This window comes from Streptomyces sp. NPDC055025 (genome assembly GCF_053608565.1).
In genome coordinates this window covers 1-16254 of sequence record NZ_JBSGVS010000053.1, presented here as the reverse complement: position 1 = coordinate 16254, position 16254 = coordinate 1, and the positions used below count along the sequence as shown (strand labels likewise).

12 protein-coding genes, 1 pseudogene and 1 riboswitch are annotated in these 16254 nt (G+C 70.1%); of the genes and pseudogenes, 11 read left to right on the top strand and 2 right to left on the bottom strand.

Annotation, left to right across the window (positions count from 1 at the left end):
• The first annotated feature begins 158 nt into the window (after window positions 1-158).
• The 5 genes from ACWGDX_RS28400 (at window position 159) to ACWGDX_RS28380 (ending at window position 6438) form a co-directional block, all read left to right on the top strand.
• Window positions 159-1196 (top strand): LacI family DNA-binding transcriptional regulator, encoded by a 1038-nt coding sequence (locus ACWGDX_RS28400; protein WP_363080875.1) that lies wholly within the window; start codon window positions 159-161, stop codon window positions 1194-1196.
• A 287-nt stretch (window positions 1197-1483) separates the two neighbouring features.
• Complete coding sequence (locus ACWGDX_RS28395) at window positions 1484-2833, top strand: ABC transporter substrate-binding protein (protein ID WP_363080874.1); 1350 nt, start codon at window positions 1484-1486, stop codon at window positions 2831-2833.
• A 13-nt stretch (window positions 2834-2846) separates the two neighbouring features.
• Window positions 2847-3803, top strand: a complete 957-nt coding sequence (locus tag ACWGDX_RS28390) for a carbohydrate ABC transporter permease (protein WP_453630031.1) — start codon at window positions 2847-2849, stop codon at window positions 3801-3803.
• Between the two features lie 15 nt (window positions 3804-3818).
• Window positions 3819-4769 carry a carbohydrate ABC transporter permease gene (locus ACWGDX_RS28385; protein ID WP_453630029.1) on the top strand — a complete coding sequence of 317 codons (951 nt, stop codon included), beginning with the start codon at window positions 3819-3821 and terminating at the stop codon, window positions 4767-4769.
• A 52-nt stretch (window positions 4770-4821) separates the two neighbouring features.
• Window positions 4822-6438, top strand: a complete 1617-nt coding sequence (locus ACWGDX_RS28380; RefSeq protein ID WP_453630027.1) for a glycoside hydrolase family 13 protein — start codon at window positions 4822-4824, stop codon at window positions 6436-6438.
• A 373-nt stretch (window positions 6439-6811) separates the two neighbouring features.
• On the opposite strand, the gene ACWGDX_RS28375 is transcribed toward ACWGDX_RS28380, so the two are convergent.
• Window positions 6812-7108 (bottom strand): citrate/2-methylcitrate synthase, encoded by a 297-nt coding sequence (locus ACWGDX_RS28375; RefSeq protein ID WP_453630026.1) that lies wholly within the window; start codon window positions 7106-7108, stop codon window positions 6812-6814.
• A 27-nt stretch (window positions 7109-7135) separates the two neighbouring features.
• Here ACWGDX_RS28375 and ACWGDX_RS28370 point away from each other — a divergent pair.
• A pseudogene (locus tag ACWGDX_RS28370) lies at window positions 7136-7255 on the top strand (citrate/2-methylcitrate synthase); the annotation flags it as partial.
• 49 nt (window positions 7256-7304) lie between these two features.
• The gene (locus tag ACWGDX_RS28365; RefSeq protein WP_453630024.1) at window positions 7305-8489 is read left to right on the top strand and encodes a CobW family GTP-binding protein; all 1185 of its coding nucleotides are present in this window, start codon (window positions 7305-7307) and stop codon (window positions 8487-8489) included.
• Window positions 8490-8551: 62 nt separating this feature from the next.
• Here the strand turns inward: ACWGDX_RS28365 and ACWGDX_RS28360 are convergent, their stop codons facing one another.
• On the bottom strand, window positions 8552-11002 hold the full coding sequence (locus ACWGDX_RS28360) for a DNA gyrase/topoisomerase IV subunit A (protein ID WP_453630022.1): 2451 nt from the start codon (window positions 11000-11002) through the stop codon (window positions 8552-8554).
• A gap of 340 nt (window positions 11003-11342) precedes the next feature.
• Between ACWGDX_RS28360 and ACWGDX_RS28355 the strand changes: the two genes are divergently transcribed.
• From ACWGDX_RS28355 to ACWGDX_RS28340, 4 genes are all read left to right on the top strand, one after another.
• Window positions 11343-12716: a M16 family metallopeptidase gene (locus ACWGDX_RS28355; RefSeq protein ID WP_453630097.1), complete on the top strand. Its 1374-nt coding sequence runs from the start codon at window positions 11343-11345 to the stop codon at window positions 12714-12716.
• A gap of 17 nt (window positions 12717-12733) precedes the next feature.
• Complete coding sequence (locus ACWGDX_RS28350) at window positions 12734-14116, top strand: M16 family metallopeptidase (protein ID WP_453630095.1); 1383 nt, start codon at window positions 12734-12736, stop codon at window positions 14114-14116.
• 288 nt (window positions 14117-14404) lie between these two features.
• A riboswitch (cyclic di-AMP (ydaO/yuaA leader) is annotated at window positions 14405-14570 on the top strand.
• A 12-nt stretch (window positions 14571-14582) separates the two neighbouring features.
• Window positions 14583-15344, top strand: a complete 762-nt coding sequence (locus ACWGDX_RS28345) for a M23 family metallopeptidase (protein WP_453630020.1) — start codon at window positions 14583-14585, stop codon at window positions 15342-15344.
• A gap of 133 nt (window positions 15345-15477) precedes the next feature.
• The gene (locus tag ACWGDX_RS28340) at window positions 15478-16167 is read left to right on the top strand and encodes a GntR family transcriptional regulator (RefSeq protein WP_453630019.1); all 690 of its coding nucleotides are present in this window, start codon (window positions 15478-15480) and stop codon (window positions 16165-16167) included.
• Window positions 16168-16254 lie beyond the last annotated feature (87 nt).

Here is a 16254-nt window from a genome sequence, read left to right as displayed (position 1 = left end):
CCAACCCGTAGAAGTCACACCAACCCGTAGAAGTCGCACCGAACGGTAGAGAACCGAAGGCGTGGTGTCGGCCGGATCCGTCCGGCCGGCACCCCGCCTGCCACCCTCTTTACGCTCATAAGCAAGTAGCTTGCATCTCTTGCGATAGTCTTGCGTGTATGACGCGACGACTTGCTCAGGTGGCGAAGAAGGTTGGGGTCAGCGAGGCCACGGTCAGCCGGGTGCTCAACGGCAAGCCCGGAGTTTCGCAGGCCACGCGGCAGTCGGTGCTGACCGCGCTGGACGTTCTCGGCTACGAGCGGCCGACGCAGCTTCGCGGGGAGCGGGCCCGGCTCGTCGGTCTGGTGCTGCCGGAACTGCAGAATCCTATCTTCCCGGCGTTCGCCGAGGTGATCGGCGGAGCGCTGGCCCAGCAGGGCCTCACGCCCGTGCTCTGCACCCAGACCAAGGGCGGGGTCTCCGAGGCGGACTATGTGGAGCTGCTGCTTCAGCAGCAGGTCTCCGGGGTGGTCTTCGCGGGCGGACTGTTCGCGCAGGCGGACGCCCCGCACGACCACTACCGGCAGCTCGCCGAGCGCAAGATTCCGGTCGTCCTGATCAACGCACCGATCGAGAACCTCGACTTCCCCTGTATCTCCTGCGACGACGCCGTCGCCGTGGAGCAGGCCTGGCGCCATCTCGCCTCGCTCGGCCACGAGCGCATCGGCCTGGTGCTCGGCCCGTCCGACCATGTGCCCTCCCGGCGCAAGCTCGCCGCCGCGCTCGCGGCGGCGCGGGCCGCCAAGGCGCAGCTTCCCGACGCGTACATCGAGCGGACCATGTTCTCCCTGGAGGGTGGCCAGGCGGCGGCCTCGCGCCTGCTGGACCGGGGGGTCACCGGAATCATCTGCGCCAGCGATCCGCTGGCCCTGGGGGCGGTACGGGCCGCACGCCGGCGCGGTCTCGACGTACCGCGCGAGGTGTCGGTCGTCGGCTTCGACGACTCCGCCTTCATGAACTGCACCGAGCCGCCGCTGACCACCGTGCGCCAGCCCATCGAGGCCATGGGCAGGGCGGCCGTCGAGATGCTGAACGCCCAGATCCAGGGCGGTGCCGTACCCCCCGGAGAGCTGCTGTTCGAGCCGGAGCTGGTGGTACGGGGCTCCACCGCGCAGGCGCCCCGCCAGACGCCCGCGGAGGCGTCCGCCGACGCCTGAGCGGCCACCCGGACCCGCCTCGGGCGGGCCGGTCGGACAACACCCGGACGGGGCCCACTTGTTGGGCCCCGTCGGCGTTTGCGCATGTCTCCGCCGGCGTCCGCGCAGGTCCCGTTGTGTGGGAGGGCCCGCTCGGGATGAAATCGCCACATGCAGCTCACTGTCAAGTATTTGCGAAATCGGGGCGACATATTGCGGTCATCCGTAGTTAGTGGTTGAGTGAGCGCCGCCACACAGCGATGAAGCTGTGGGTTTGCCACGCTCCTGCCGCAAGAGGGGTCCCACCGATGAGAAGTTCCGGGTTCCGCCGTACCTGTACCGCAGCCATAGCCTCCGCGCTCGCCCTGACTGGACTGGCCGCGTGCGGCTCGGACAGTGAGGACACCGCGGGGGGCAAGACGCGTATCACCGTCAACTGCATGCCTCCGAAGAGCGCCAAGATCGACCGGCAGAGCTTCGAGGACGACATGAAGGCGTTCGAGAAGGCGAACCCGACCATCGATGTCGTCGGACGCGACGCCTTCCCGTGCCAGGACCCCAAGACCTTCGACGCCAAGCTCGCCGGCGGTCAGATGGAAGACGTCTTCTACACGTACTTCACGGACGCCAAGCACGTCGTCGACATCAACCAGGCCGCGGACATCACGTCCTATGTGCAGGACATGAAGGGCTACAGCGACATCCAGCAGTCGCTGCGCGACGTCTACACCGTCGACGGCAAGGTCTACGGCATTCCGCGCACCAACTACTCGATGGGCCTCCTCTACAACAAGAAGCTCTTCGAGCAGGCCGGCCTCGACCCCACCAAGCCCCCGGCCACCTGGGAAGAGGTCCGCGTCGCCGCCAAGAAGATCGCGGAACTGGGCAAGGGCTATGTGGGATACGCCGACTACAGCGCGCAGAACCAGGGCGGCTGGCACTTCACCGCGGAGATGTACTCGCAGGGCGGCGATGTCGTCAGCCCCGACGGCAAGTCGGCGAGCGTCGACAGCCCGGCCGGCAAGGCCGTCCTCCAGACGCTGAAGGACATGCGCTGGACCGACAACTCCATGGGCACCAAGCAGCTCCTGATCCTCAACGACGTCCAGCAGATGATGGGCTCGGGCAAGCTCGGCATGTACATCTCCGCCCCGGACAACATCCCGATCCTGGTGAAGGAGAAGGGCGGCAAGTACGAGGACCTCGCGCTCGCCCCGATGCCCGGCGGCAAGGGCACGCTCATCGGCGGCGACGGCTACATGTTCAGCAAGAAGGCCTCCCCCGAGCAGATCAAGGCCGGCCTGAAGTGGCTGGAGTACCAGACGAACGCCCCGGGCACCGGCCTCAACAACTGGAAGCGCGCGTCCGATCTGAAGGCCCCGGTCGGCCTCCCCGAGCCCCGGCTGTGGACGGGCGCGACGGACGCCAAGGACCAGGAGCTGAAGAAGCAGTACGCCAACGTACCGGTGGAGAACTACCAGGCCTTCCTCGACGGCAGCCAGCAGCTCACCGCGAAGCTGGAGCCGCCGAAGGCCCAGCAGATCTACTCGGTCCTCGACGGAGCGGTCTCCGCGGTCCTCACCAAGAAGGACGCCGACATCGACGGACTCCTGAAGGACGCGCAGTCCAAGATCGACGGAATCCTGTCCCGAGGCTGAGGCTGACGCACCGATGAAGACTGTCCAGGCCCCCCACCGGTCCGCCGCAGCGCCGCCCGCCACCCCGGGGCCGCGCCCGGCGGGCCGCCGGTCCGCGAGCCCGCTCGCGCGCCGGCTCTCCCACCAGGTACGCGCCTACGGCTTCCTGATCGGCGGCCTGCTCTGCTTCGCGCTGTTCTCCTGGTACCCGGCGATCCGCGCGGTGATCATCGCCTTCCAGAAGTACACCCCCGGATCCGCCCCCGAGTGGGTCGGGACCGACAACTTCACCCAGGTCTTCCATGACCCGGAGTTCGGGGCGGCCTGGCGCAACACCCTCACCTTCACCCTGATCGCCCTGCTCATCGGTTTCGCGGTGCCGTTCGTGATGGCGCTCGTCCTCAACGAGCTGCGCCACGCGAAATCGTTCTTCCGCGTGGTCGTCTATCTCCCGGTGATGATCCCGCCGGTGGTCAGCGCCCTGCTGTGGAAGTGGTTCTACGATCCGGGCGCCGGTCTCGCCAACGAGGCACTGCGCTTCCTCCATCTGCCCACCTCGAACTGGACCAACGGCGCGGACACCGCGCTGCTGTCCCTGGTCATCGTCGCCACCTGGGCGAACATGGGCGGCACGGTCCTCATCTATCTCGCCGCGCTCCAGGGCATCCCGGGGGAGCTCTACGAGGCGGCGGAGCTGGACGGCGCCAACATCTGGCAGCGGGTGCGGCATGTGACCATCCCGCAGACGCGCTTCATCATCCTGATGCTGATGCTGCTCCAGATCATCGCCACGATGCAGGTGTTCACGGAGCCCTTCGTGATCACCGGCGGCGGGCCGGAGAACTCCACGGTCACCATCCTCTATCTGATCTACAAGTACGCCTTCCTCTACAACGACTTCGGCGGGGCCTGCGCCCTGAGCGTGATGCTGCTCATCGTGCTCAGTCTCTTCTCCGCCCTCTATCTGCGGGTCACCCGCACCGACGACTGAGAGGAGCGCAGCGCCATGACCCAGATCGCGCCGCCTCCCCGGCAGGCACCCCCCGCGCCCGAAGAGGCCGCCCGGCGCACGACGCGAGGCCCGGCCGTACGGACCCTCGTCTCGCCGCTCGCGCTCGCCAGCACCCGCGGCAAGACCCTCTACTGGACCGTCTTCGGCGGGGTCGTCCTCGCCTTCGTCCTGGCCTTCCTGTTCCCGGTGTACTGGATGGCCTCGGGCGCCATGAAGTCCCCCGACGAGCTGGTCCAGACGCCGCCGACACTGGTCCCGGAGTCCTTCTCCCTCACCGCGTACACCGATGCCTGGGATCTGATGCAGCTCCCGACGCATCTGTGGAACACGGTGGTGCAGGCCGCCGGTGCCTGGATCCTCCAGCTCGTCTTCTGTACGGCGGCGGCCTACGCGCTGTCCAAGCTGAAGCCCGCGTTCGGGAAGATCATCCTGGGCGGCATCCTGGCCACCCTGATGGTCCCGGCCCAGGCACTGCTCGTACCGAAGTACCTGACCATCGCCGATCTGCCGCTGATCCACACCAGTCTGCTCAACGATCCGCTCGGCATCTGGCTCCCGGCCGTCGCCAACGCCTTCAACCTCTATCTCCTCAAGCGGTTCTTCGACCAGATCCCGCGCGATGTGCTGGAGGCGGCGGAGATCGACGGCGCCGGAAAGCTCCGTACGCTCTGGTCGATCCTGCTGCCCATGTCCAGACCGGTGCTCGGCGTGGTGTCCATCTTCGCGCTGGTGGCCGTCTGGCAGGACTTCCTCTGGCCCCTGATGGTCTTCTCGGACACCGACAAGCAGCCCATCAGCGTGGCGCTCGTCCAGCTCTCCCAGAACATCCCGCTCTCGGTGCTGATCGCCGCCATGGTGATCGCCAGTATTCCGATGGTCCTGATGTTCCTGGTGTTCCAGCGGCACATCATCGCCGGCATCAGCGCCGGCAGTACCAAGGGCTGACCAGCCCCGCGCCGGCCCACCCCCCTCACCTCGACGCAGAAGGCTTCGCACTGTGAGACAGCCCTCCCCTGCCCCTCTGGAGCCCGCCGACAAGAACTGGTGGCGGAACGCCGCCATCTACCAGGTCTACGTACGCAGCTTCGCCGACGGTGACGGTGACGGCACCGGTGATCTCGCCGGCGTACGGGCCAGGCTGCCGTATCTCGTGGAACTGGGCGTGGACGCCCTCTGGTTCACCCCGTGGTATCTGTCCCCGCTCGCCGACGGCGGCTACGACGTCGCGGACTACCGCACCATCGACCCGGCGTTCGGCACCCTCGCGGAGGCCGAGAAGCTCATCGCCGAGGCGCGGGAGCGGGGTATCCGTACGATCATCGATGTCGTGCCCAACCATGTCTCCGACCAGCACGCCTGGTTCAAGGCGGCGGTGGCGGCGGGCTCCGGCAGCCCCGAGCGCGACCTGTTCCACTTCAGGACGGGACGCGGCGAGAACGGCGAGATCCCGCCCAACGACTGGATCTCCGAGTTCGGCGGCACGCCCTGGACCCGGCTCGACGACGGGGAGTGGTATCTGCATCTCTTCGCGACCGAGCAGCCCGACCTCAACTGGGCGCATCCCGCGGTACGTCAGGAGCACGAGGACGTCCTGCGCTTCTGGTTCGAGCGGGGCGTCGCGGGCGTACGGATCGACTCGGCCGCGCTGCTCGCCAAGGACCCGGCCCTGCCGGACTTCACCGTCGGCCGTGACCCGCACCCCTTCGTCGACCGGGACGAACTGCACGACGTCTACCGGTCCTGGCGTGCCATCGCCGACGAGTACGACGCGATCTTCGTCGGGGAGGTGTGGCTGCCCGACACCGAGCGCTTCGTACGGTATCTGCGCCCCGACGAACTGCACACCGCGTTCAACTTCACCTTCCTCGCCTGTCCTTGGGACGCGGACCTGCTGCGCTCCGCGATCGACACGACGGTCGCCGAGCACGCGCCGGTGGGCGCCCCCGCCACCTGGGTGCTCTGCAACCACGATGTGACCCGTACCGTCACCCGGTACGGGCGTGAGGCCAGCGGCTTCGACTTCGCGGCCAAGGAGTTCGGGACCCCGACCGACACGGAGCTGGGTACGCGGCGGGCCCGCGCCGCGGCGCTGCTCTCCCTGGCGCTCCCCGGCGCCGTCTATCTCTACCAGGGCGAGGAGCTGGGGCTGCCCGAGGTGGAGATCCCGCTCGACCGGATCCAGGACCCGATGCACTTCCGCTCCGGCGGTACGGATCCGGGACGCGACGGGTGCCGGGTGCCGCTGCCGTGGACGTCCGACGCGCCCCACGCGGGCTTCGGCTCGGAGAACGAACCCTGGCTTCCGCAGCCGGAGTCGTGGTCCTCGTACGCGGCAGATCTCCAGTCGGGTGATCCCGGCTCGATGCTCACGCTGTACCGCGAGGCCCTGCGGCTGCGCCGTACCGTACCGGGCTTCGGGGACGGACCGATGAGCTGGCTGGAGGCGGCCCCCGGGGTGCTGGCCTTCACCCGTACGGACGGGCTGATCTGCGTCGTCAACTTCGGCGAGGAAGCGGCCGAACTCCCGGCCCACACCGGCGTTCTGCTCCTGAGCGGCCCGCTGGACGGCAACGGCCGCCTGCCCCAGGACACGGCGGCCTGGCTACAGGCCTGACGGGCACCGGCGCCCACGTCGGGACCAGCGCGCGCCTCGGGACCGGCACCGCCCTGAGCGGCGCCCGCGTCGAACGGGGCCGCGTCGAACGGGGTCCGCGCCCGGTCGGCTGCCCGGTCGGCCCGTGCTCGGTCGGCCTGCGCCCGGCCGACCCGCGCCCGGTCGGGACCCGCGGCCGGCCGGGCCCGCGCACGGGGTCCCGCCCTGGGGCGAGGGCCCACTCCTGCCCGGGTCCGGTGTTCGCGCCGGGCCCCGGGTCCGCGCCCGGCCGACCGCAACGGGACCTGTGGTCGGCCGGGCCGTGTGAAGCGGTCGCCGTCGCCCGCCCGGCCGGCCTTTCGCTCGGTCTCCCGTCCGTCCGGGATCCGTCCGCTCAGAGCCTCCCCGCTCCGGGCAGGTCACCGGGCGGACGGGGGCCGTTGTACCGGCCGCTCGGGCGCAGCCGCAGCGGCTGTTCCCCGTACTCCTCCAGCGCGTGCGCGATCCACCCCGCCGTACGGGCCACGGCGAAGACCGTCTCGCCCGCCTCGGCCGGCATCCCCGCGGTCACCGAGAGCGCCGCGAGCGCGAGGTCGACATTGGCGTGCAGGGGCGCCTGGCGCGCGGTGGTCGCCTCCACCTCCCGCGCCGCCGTCAGCACGGGACCTGCCCCCGGCACCTCCCGCAGCACGGTGAACAGCGCCTCGGCGCGTGGGTCCCGGCCCGGGTTGTCGGCTGGAGCGCCAATATCCTGGAGCAGGCGGAGGACTCCAAGATCATCCGCCCGGCGGCCCGTTACGCGGGACCGCCCCCGCCCCAGCCGGTCCCGGCCTGCTGAGCGGGACGGCACCGACTCGACCCCCCCCACGCGGCACGGAGGCGCATTCGTGAGCAGGCAGCAGATCCCGGTGGTCGTCCTCACCGGCTTTCTGGGATCCGGTAAGACGACCCTGCTCAACCATCTTCTGCGGCGCCGCGCGGGCCGGCGTATCGCGGTGGTCGTCAATGACTTCGGCGCCATCGAGATCGACGCCATGACGGTGGCCGGACAGGTCGGTTCGACGGTCTCGCTCGGTAACGGCTGTCTGTGCTGCGCCGTCGACGCGAGTGAACTCGACACCTATCTGGAGCGGCTCAGCCGGCCCGCGGCCCGGATCGACATCATCGTCATCGAGGCGAGCGGACTGGCCGAGCCGCGGGAACTCGTCCGGATGCTCCTGGCCGGGGACCATCCGGGCACGGTGTACGGGGGACTGGTCCAGGTCGTCGACGCGGCCGAGTTCGACGCCACCCGGGAGCGCCATCCCGAGATCGACCGGCATCTCGCGATCGCCGATCTCGTGGTCCTGAACAAGACCGACCGGGTGGCGGAGCGGGAGCGGCGGCGCGTCCTGGCCGCCATCGGAGGGCTCACGTCCGGGACACCCGTGATCTCCGCCTCGTACGGACGGATCGATCCGGAGCTGCTGTTCGACCCGGCCGTCGTGCCGGCGGAGGAGGAGAAGGTCCGTCAGCTCTCCTTCGAGGATCTGCTGTACGGGGAAACCTCACACGAGGGTCACGCGGACGGCGAGGGTCACGCGGACGGCGACGGCGGCAGCGACGGCAGCGACGGCCACGAGGGCCATCTCCACGCGGTGTACGAGAGCGTCTCGTACACCGCGCGGGCTCCGATGAACCCGCGCCGGCTCATGGAGTTCCTCGACTCCCGGCCCGAAGGGCTCTACCGGATCAAGGGGTTCGTGGACTTCGGCGCGTTCGATCCGGGCAATCGGTACGCCCTGCACGCGGTCGGCCGGTTTCTGCGCTTCTACCCGGAGCCCTGGGCGCGCGACGAGGAGCGCCGCACCCAGCTCGTACTGATCGGCTCCGGCATCGACGGCGACGCGCTGCTCAAGGAGCTGGCGGTCTGCGAGGAGTCAGGCCCCCCGGACGCCCCCGTCGACGACCGGGCGATGTGGGGCGTCCTGCGCTACGTACCCGACCCGGCCGAGCCCGGGTCTGCCGCCGGGGCCGGGCCTGGAGCCGGTGCCGGGCCCGAGGGCCCGGCCGCCGCCCCGGACCAGCCGTAGCGTCAGCCGGACAGGAGATCCGGGATCCGGGATCCCGGCCCGCGATCCCGGGCCCTCGTCCGTCAGTGCGCGGGCCCGGCCAGTGCCTCTACCGCCAGGGTGAACGGCGTACCCGAACCGTCCCGGCGCGGATCGGGATCCGGCAGCTCCACCGGAGCGCCGTTCTTCTGCGCCGCCCGCGCCGGGCTCGCCCCGGCCCAGGCCAGCACGAGCATGTCCTCACCCTTCAGGAACCGGTGGCAGCGCACACCGCCCGTCGCCCTGCCCTTGCGGGGGTACTGGTCGAACGGTGTGAGCTTGGCCGTACGTACCGAGTCGTCCAGCGTGCCGTGCGAGCCCGTGATCGTGAAGACCAGGGCGTCCGCCGCCGGGTCCACCGCCGTGAAGGAGATCACCGTGGCGTCCTCGGTCAGCTTGACACCCGCCATACCGCCTGCGGGGCGGCCCTGGGGCCGTACCTGCGAGGCCTGGTAGCGCAGCAGTTGGGCGTCCGAGGTGATGAAGACCAGATCCTCCTCGCCCGTGCGCAGCTCCGCTCCGCCGACGATACGGTCGCCCTCCTTGAGGGTGATGACCTCCAACTCGTCCTTGTTGGCGGGGAAGTCGGGGACCACCCGCTTGACCACGCCCTGGAGCGTGCCCAGCGCGAGGCCCGGGGACGACTCGTCGAGTGTGGTCAGACAGACCAGTTCCTCGTCGCCCTCCAGCGCGAGGAACTCCGAGACCGGAGCCCCGCCCGAGAGATTCGGCGCCGAGGCGGTGTCCGGGAGCTGTGGCAGATCGATCACCGAGATCCGCAGCAGCCGTCCGGCCGAGGTCACCGCGCCGACATCGCCGCGCGCCGTCGCGGGCACGGCCGAGATGATCACATCGTGCTTGACGCGCCTGCCGTCGCCGCCCTCCAGCGGCTCGCCGTTGACCGTACGGGCCAGCAGACCGGTCGAGGAGAGCAGGACCCGGCACGGGTCGTCCGCCACCTCCAGCGGCACCGCGGTCACCGAGGAACCGGCCGACTCCAGCAGCACCGTGCGCCGGGGGGTGCCGAACTTCTTCGCCACCGCGGCCAGTTCGGTCGAGACGAGCTTGCGCAGCTCGGTGTCCGAATCCAGGATTCCGGTCAGCTCGTCGATCTCGCCGTTGAGCCGGTCGCGCTCGCTCTCCAGCTCGATCCGGTCGAAGCGGGTGAGCCGGCGCAGCGGGGTGTCCAGGATGTACTGCGTCTGGACGTCGCTCAGCGAGAAGTGCTCGATCAGCCGCTCCTTGGCCTGCGCCGAATTGTCGCTGGACCGGATCAGCCGGATGACCTCGTCGATGTCGATGAGCGCGACGAGCAGGCCCTCGACGAGATGCAGCCGGTCGCGCCGCTTGGTCCGCCGGAACTCGCTCCTGCGGCGCACGACGTTGAACCGGTGGTCCAGATAGACCTCCAGCAGTTCCTTCAGCCCCAGTGTCAGCGGCTGGCCGTCCACCAGCGCCACATTGTTGATACCGAAGGACTCCTCCATCGGCGTCAGCTTGTAGAGCTGCTCCAGCACCGCTTCGGGCACGAAGCCGTTCTTGATCTCGATGACCAGGCGCAGTCCGTGCGAGCGGTCCGTGAGGTCCTTGACATCCGCGATGCCCTGGAGCCTCTTCGCGGAGACCAGGTCCTTGATCTTCGCGATGACCTTCTCGGGACCGACCGTGAAGGGCAGCTCCGTGATGACCAGACCCTTGCGGCGCGGGGTGACGTCCTCCACCGTCGCGGTGGCCCGGATCTTGAAGGTGCCGCGCCCGTTCTCGTACGCGTCCTTGATCCCCGTCAGTCCGACGATCCGGCCGCCGGTGGGCAGATCGGGACCCGGGACGAAACGCATCAGCGTCTCCAGGTCCGCGGCCGGGTGCTTGATCAGATGGCGCGCGGCCGCCACGACCTCCCCCAGATTGTGCGGCGGCATGTTCGTCGCCATACCGACCGCGATGCCGGAGGCGCCGTTGACCAGGAGGTTGGGGTAGGCGGCGGGAAGCGTGACCGGTTCTCGCTCCTGGCCGTCGTAATTCGGCTCGAAATCGACGGTGTCCTCGTCGATCGACTCCGTCATCAGTGACGTGGCGTCGGCCATCCGGCACTCGGTGTAGCGCATCGCGGCCGGCGGGTCGTCATTGCCGAGCGAGCCGAAGTTGCCATGTCCGTCGACCAGCGGCAGCCGCATCGAGAACGGCTGTGCCATCCGGACCAGCGCGTCGTAGATCGACGCGTCGCCGTGCGGGTGGAGCTTGCCCATCACCTCGCCGACGACACGCGCGCACTTCACATACCCGCGGTCGGGGCGCAGGCCCATCTCGTTCATCTGGTAGACGATGCGGCGGTGCACCGGCTTCAAGCCGTCCCGGGCGTCCGGCAGGGCCCGGGAGTAGATCACCGAGTACGCGTACTCGAGGAAGGAGCCCTGCATTTCATCGACCACGTCGATGTCGAGGATCTTCTCCTCGAAGTCCTCCGGCGGCGGGGTCTTCGTGCTGCGGCGGGCCATCGCTGCTGCGGCTCCTTCACAGGTCCTGTACGGCAACTTCTCTAGCTGACGCCGACCATTGTGGACCGAGCCAGTGACAACGCCGACCTCGACCCGTCGTTGGGGACGCGGCGCGGGGCCTCCCACAGGCCCCCGAGCGACTCCCGAGCGACTCCCGAGAGATCTCCGAGAGGCCCCCGCGCGACCTTGGAGAGGCGTCCGCCGAGATGTCCGGCGGGACGTCCGCCGGGACATCGGCCGGGACGTCCGGCGCGGGTGTGACACCCGGGAACTTCGCCAGGTGTCGGCACGCTTGCATACAGTGGCAGGACTTCTCCATATCGCGATCGAAGGGACGTACATGCCCATGGGTCACACGGCCACAGCGCAGGCCGGTTCCGGCGGCCTGACAGCGACTGAGCACCGCCTGGCCAACGGCCTGCGCGTGGTGCTCTCCGAGGACCACCTGACCCCGGTCGCCGCGGTCTGCCTCTGGTACGACGTCGGCTCACGCCATGAAGTCAAGGGCCGTACGGGACTCGCCCACCTCTTCGAGCACCTGATGTTCCAGGGGTCGGCCCAGGTGAAGGGGAACGGCCACTTCGAGCTGGTGCAGGGCGCCGGCGGCTCGCTGAACGGCACCACCAGCTTCGAGCGGACGAACTATTTCGAGACCATGCCCACCCACCAGTTGGAGCTGGCGCTCTGGCTGGAAGCCGACCGGATGGGCTCGCTGCTCGCCGCGCTCGACGAGGAGTCCATGGAGAACCAGCGGGACGTCGTCAAGAACGAACGCCGCCAGCGCTACGACAACGTGCCGTACGGCACGGCCTTCGAGCGCCTGACCGCGCTCGCCTACCCCGAGGGCCATCCGTACCACCACACCCCGATCGGCTCGATGGCCGACCTGGACGCGGCGACGCTGGAGGACGCCCGCGCGTTCTTCCGCACGAACTACGCGCCGAACAACGCGGTGCTCTCGGTCGTCGGTGACATCGACCCCGAGCAGACGCTCGCCTGGGTCGAGAAGTACTTCGGCTCCATCCCGTCCCACGACGGCAAGCAGCCGCCGCGCGACGGCACGCTGCCCGACACCATCGGCGGGGAGCTGCGCGAGGAGATCCACGAGGAGGTCCCGGCGCGCGCGCTGATGGCCGCCTACCGGCTGCCGCAGGACGGCACACGCGAGTGCGACGCCGCCGATCTGGCGCTCACCGTCCTCGGCGGCGGCGAGTCCTCCCGGCTGCACAACCGGCTGGTGCGCCGGGACCGGACCGCGGTCGCCGCGGGCTTCGGACTGCTGCGTCTGGCGGGCGCCCCCTCCCTCGGCTGGCTGGACGTGAAGACGTCCGGCGGGGTCGAGGTCCCGCAGATCGAGGCCGCCGTCGACGAGGAGCTGGCCAGGCTCGCCGCCGAGGGACCGACCGCCGAGGAGATGGAGCGGGCCCAGGCCCAGCTGGAGCGCGAGTGGCTGGACCGGCTGGGCACGGTCGCGGGCCGCGCCGACGAGCTGTGCAGGTTCGCGGTGCTCTTCGGCGACCCGCAGCTCGCGCTGACGGCCGTCACGCGCGTGCTGGACATCACCGCCGAGGAGGTGCGCGCCGTCGCCGCGGCACGGCTGCGCCCCGACAACAGGGCGGTGCTGGTGTACGAACCGCTCGCCTCCGAGGACGCCGCCGACGCGGCGCGCACGGCCGGCGACGAGACCGACGAGCACGAGGGGACGGACCAGTGAGCGACGCTGCCGTGACCATGGACTTCCATCCGCAGCCGACCGCCGGCGAGGCCAGGCCCTGGGCCTTCCCCGCCCCCGGGCGCGGTGCGCTCGAGAACGGCCTGACGGTGCTGCGCTGCGACCGCCCGGGACAGCAGGTGGTGGCCGTCGAGATCAATCTCGACGCCCCGCTGGAGGCCGAGCCCGAGGGGCTCGACGGTGTCGCCACGATCATGGCGCGCGCCTTCTCCGAGGGCACCGACAAGCACAGCGCCGAGGAGTTCGCCGCCGAGCTGGAGCGCTGCGGCGCCACGCTCGACGCGCACGCGGACCACCCGGGGGTACGGATCTCCCTGGAGGTTCCCGTCTCCCGGCTGCCCAAGGCGCTCGGCCTGCTCGCCGAGGCGCTGCGCGCCCCCGCCTTCGCGGACAGCGAGGTCGAGCGGCTCGTACGGAACCGGCTCGACGAGATCCCGCACGAGACCGCCAACCCGGGCCGCCGCGCCGCCAAGCAGCTCTCCAAGGAGCTGTTCCCCGCCGCCTCACGGATGTCCCGGCCGCGCCAGGGCACCGAGGAGACGGTGGAGCGCATCGACGCCTCGGCCGTCCGGGCCTTCTACGAGGCGCATGTGCGTCCCGCCACGGCCACCGCCGTGGTCGTCGGCGATCTCACCGGTGTCGATCTGGACGAGGTGCTCGCGGAGACCCTCGGCACCTGGACCGGTGACACCGCCGAGCCGCGCCCCGTACCGCCCGTGACCGCCGACGACACCGGCCGCGTGGTGATCGTGGACCGGCCCGGAGCCGTCCAGACGCAGCTGCTGATCGGCCGCATCGGTCCCGACCGGCACGACCGCGTCTGGCCCGCCCAGGTGCTCGGCACCTACTGTCTGGGCGGCACGCTCACCTCCCGGCTCGACCGGGTGCTGCGCGAGGAGAAGGGCTACACCTACGGGGTGCGGGCCTTCGGGCAGGTGCTGCGCTCCTCCGCCCCCTCGGAGCCGGGCGGGCCGTCGGGCGCCGCGATGCTCGCCATCAGCGGTTCCGTGGACACCGCGTCCACGGGTCCGGCGCTGGACGACCTCTGGAAGGTGCTGCGCACCCTCGCGGCCGACGGTCTCACCGACGCCGAGCGTGATGTGGCCGTCCAGAATCTGGTGGGCGTGGCGCCGCTGAAGTACGAGACGGCCGCCTCGGTCGCCGCCACGCTGGCGGACCAGGTCGAGCAGCACCTCCCGGACGACTTCCAGGCACAGCTCTATGCCCGGTTGGCCGAGACCGGCACGGTCGAGGCGACGGCCGCGGCCGTCAACGCCTTCCCGGTGGACCGGCTCGTCACCGTGCTCGTCGGGGACGCCGAGCAGATCAAGGAGCCGGTCACGGCTCTCGGTATCGGAGAAGTGACGGTCGTCTCCGGCTGACCGGTCCGGCTGTCCGATCGGCTGACCGAACGGTCACCGGTGACCGATTCCGATCGCTGGAGCTCCGCTCGGTAAGCCCGATAAGCCCGGTAACGATAAATCCGTCGGTGAGATAAACCCCGGTGACACACGTCACCGGGGTTTCCTCATATGTCCGCTTTAGTGGGGAGGTTGCCTGTCTGCCCTGTGGTGTGCGCTACAAAACACCCTGTCCATTTGGTGATTGAAAGATGAGCCGCTTAGCGTCGGTCCGGCTGTTCGCCAGTACCCCGCCGCGACCGCGGCATCGGACAGCCATCGCCGAGTCCCCGTCAGGCGCGAGCCTGGGGAGCCGGGGACCCACACGCAGTCCCCGGGGTGAATCGGACGCCTTGGCGCACACCCGCGCCGAGGTGTCCGTAGGAGACCTTCCTGCTCCCACCCTCTGTCCCGGTAGGCGAGAAGGAGGGAAAGGACCAACCGCTACATGGCGTTCACCCGTGCCACCGGCAAGCATCGTGCCCGGAGCCGTCGTACTCGCAGAGGCATGAGCGCCGCCGGCGCCGCGACGCTCACCGCGACAGGTGTCATCAGCGCCCTGGCCGCCCCGGCGCACGCCGCCGAGCCGGACACCCGGGCCCCCGGACGGACCGGGCTGGCCCAGGCCCTGGTCATCGGTGACTCCCTCGCCGACGCGATCGACGCCCAGGCCGAGGCCCAGCACCAGGCCGCCGCGCGGGCCAGGGCGGAGGCCGAGGCCCGGCGGGCGGTCGAGGCCCGTGCCAAGGAGATCCGCGTGGAGAGGCAGCGCGCGGCCCGCGCCGCCGAGCGCAGGCGCCTCAACACCTTCCGGCTCCCCGTCGCCGGCTCGTACGTCACCACCGGCTACCGGACCGGCGGCTCGCTCTGGTCCTCCGGCAGCCACTCGGGCGTCGACTTCCGCGCGGCGTCCGGGACCCCGGTGGTGGCCGTCGGCGCCGGCACCGTCGTCGAGGCCGGCTGGGGCGGCGCGTACGGCAACAACATCGTGCTCCGGATGACCGACGGCACCTACACCCAGTACGGCCATCTCTCCTCGATCGCCGTCTCCGCCGGCGGGACCGTCGCCCCGGGACAGCGGATCGGTCTCTCCGGCGCGAGCGGCAACGCGACCGGACCGCATCTCCACTTCGAGGCCAGGACCGACTCGGAGTACGGCTCCGACATGGACCCCGTCGCCTATCTGCGCGCACACGGTGTGAACGTCTGACCGAAGCCGGACGCTGGCCAAAAGATATCTATTGATTCCGGGCACCCATCGGAAATCCGCGTTGATTGCAATAGAGTCACGGAACAGGCGTCGATCGGCAGCGTTTCGCGCGGATTAAGTCGGAGGTTCGGACATGCGCATTCCCGCGCACTCGGTATGCACGGCGATCCGCGACGACATTGTCTCCGGTGTATTCGAACGGGGCGGCCGGCTCACCGAGGAGCAGCTCGCGCGGCGCTACGGCGTCTCCCGCGTCCCGGTGCGCGAGGCCCTGCGGACGCTGGAGTCCGAGGGCTTCGTGACCACCCGCCGCCATGTCGGCGCGTGTGTGGCCGAGCCGACGGACCAGGAGGCGGCCGATCTCCTGGAGGTGCGGCAGCTCCTGGAGCCGCTGGGCGCTGCCCGCGCCGCCCAGCGCCGTACGGAGGCCCATCTCAAGGTGCTCCGTGGCCTGGTCAGACTGGGGCAGGAGCGGGCCAGGCGGGGCCAGGGCGAGGATCTGCGCTCGCTCGGCGCCTGGTTCCACGAGACGCTCGCACAGGCGTCGGGGAGTCCGGCGCTCACCGCCCCGCTCACCCAGCTCCGGCACAAGATCGCCTGGATGTATGTGGTCGACCAGCCCGCGCATCCCGTGGAGTCCTGGGCGGAGCACGGCGCGATCGTGGACGCGGTGGCGCGCGGCGACGCGGAGCGCGCGCGGTCCCTGACCGCCCTGCACGCGGAGCGCACGGCGGCGGTGCACCGGCTGCGCCGAGCCGAGCGCGGCCGGGAAAAGGTGAGGGCTTCGCAACATGCTGTAAACACCACGAGTGCTCGCACTTAACATTCTCGCCGTATACAAAGAATAGGAATAGCGCGGCTTATTCTTCGCTGCCCGCACGAAAAGACGGAGCCGCGGTGCGCCTAATTC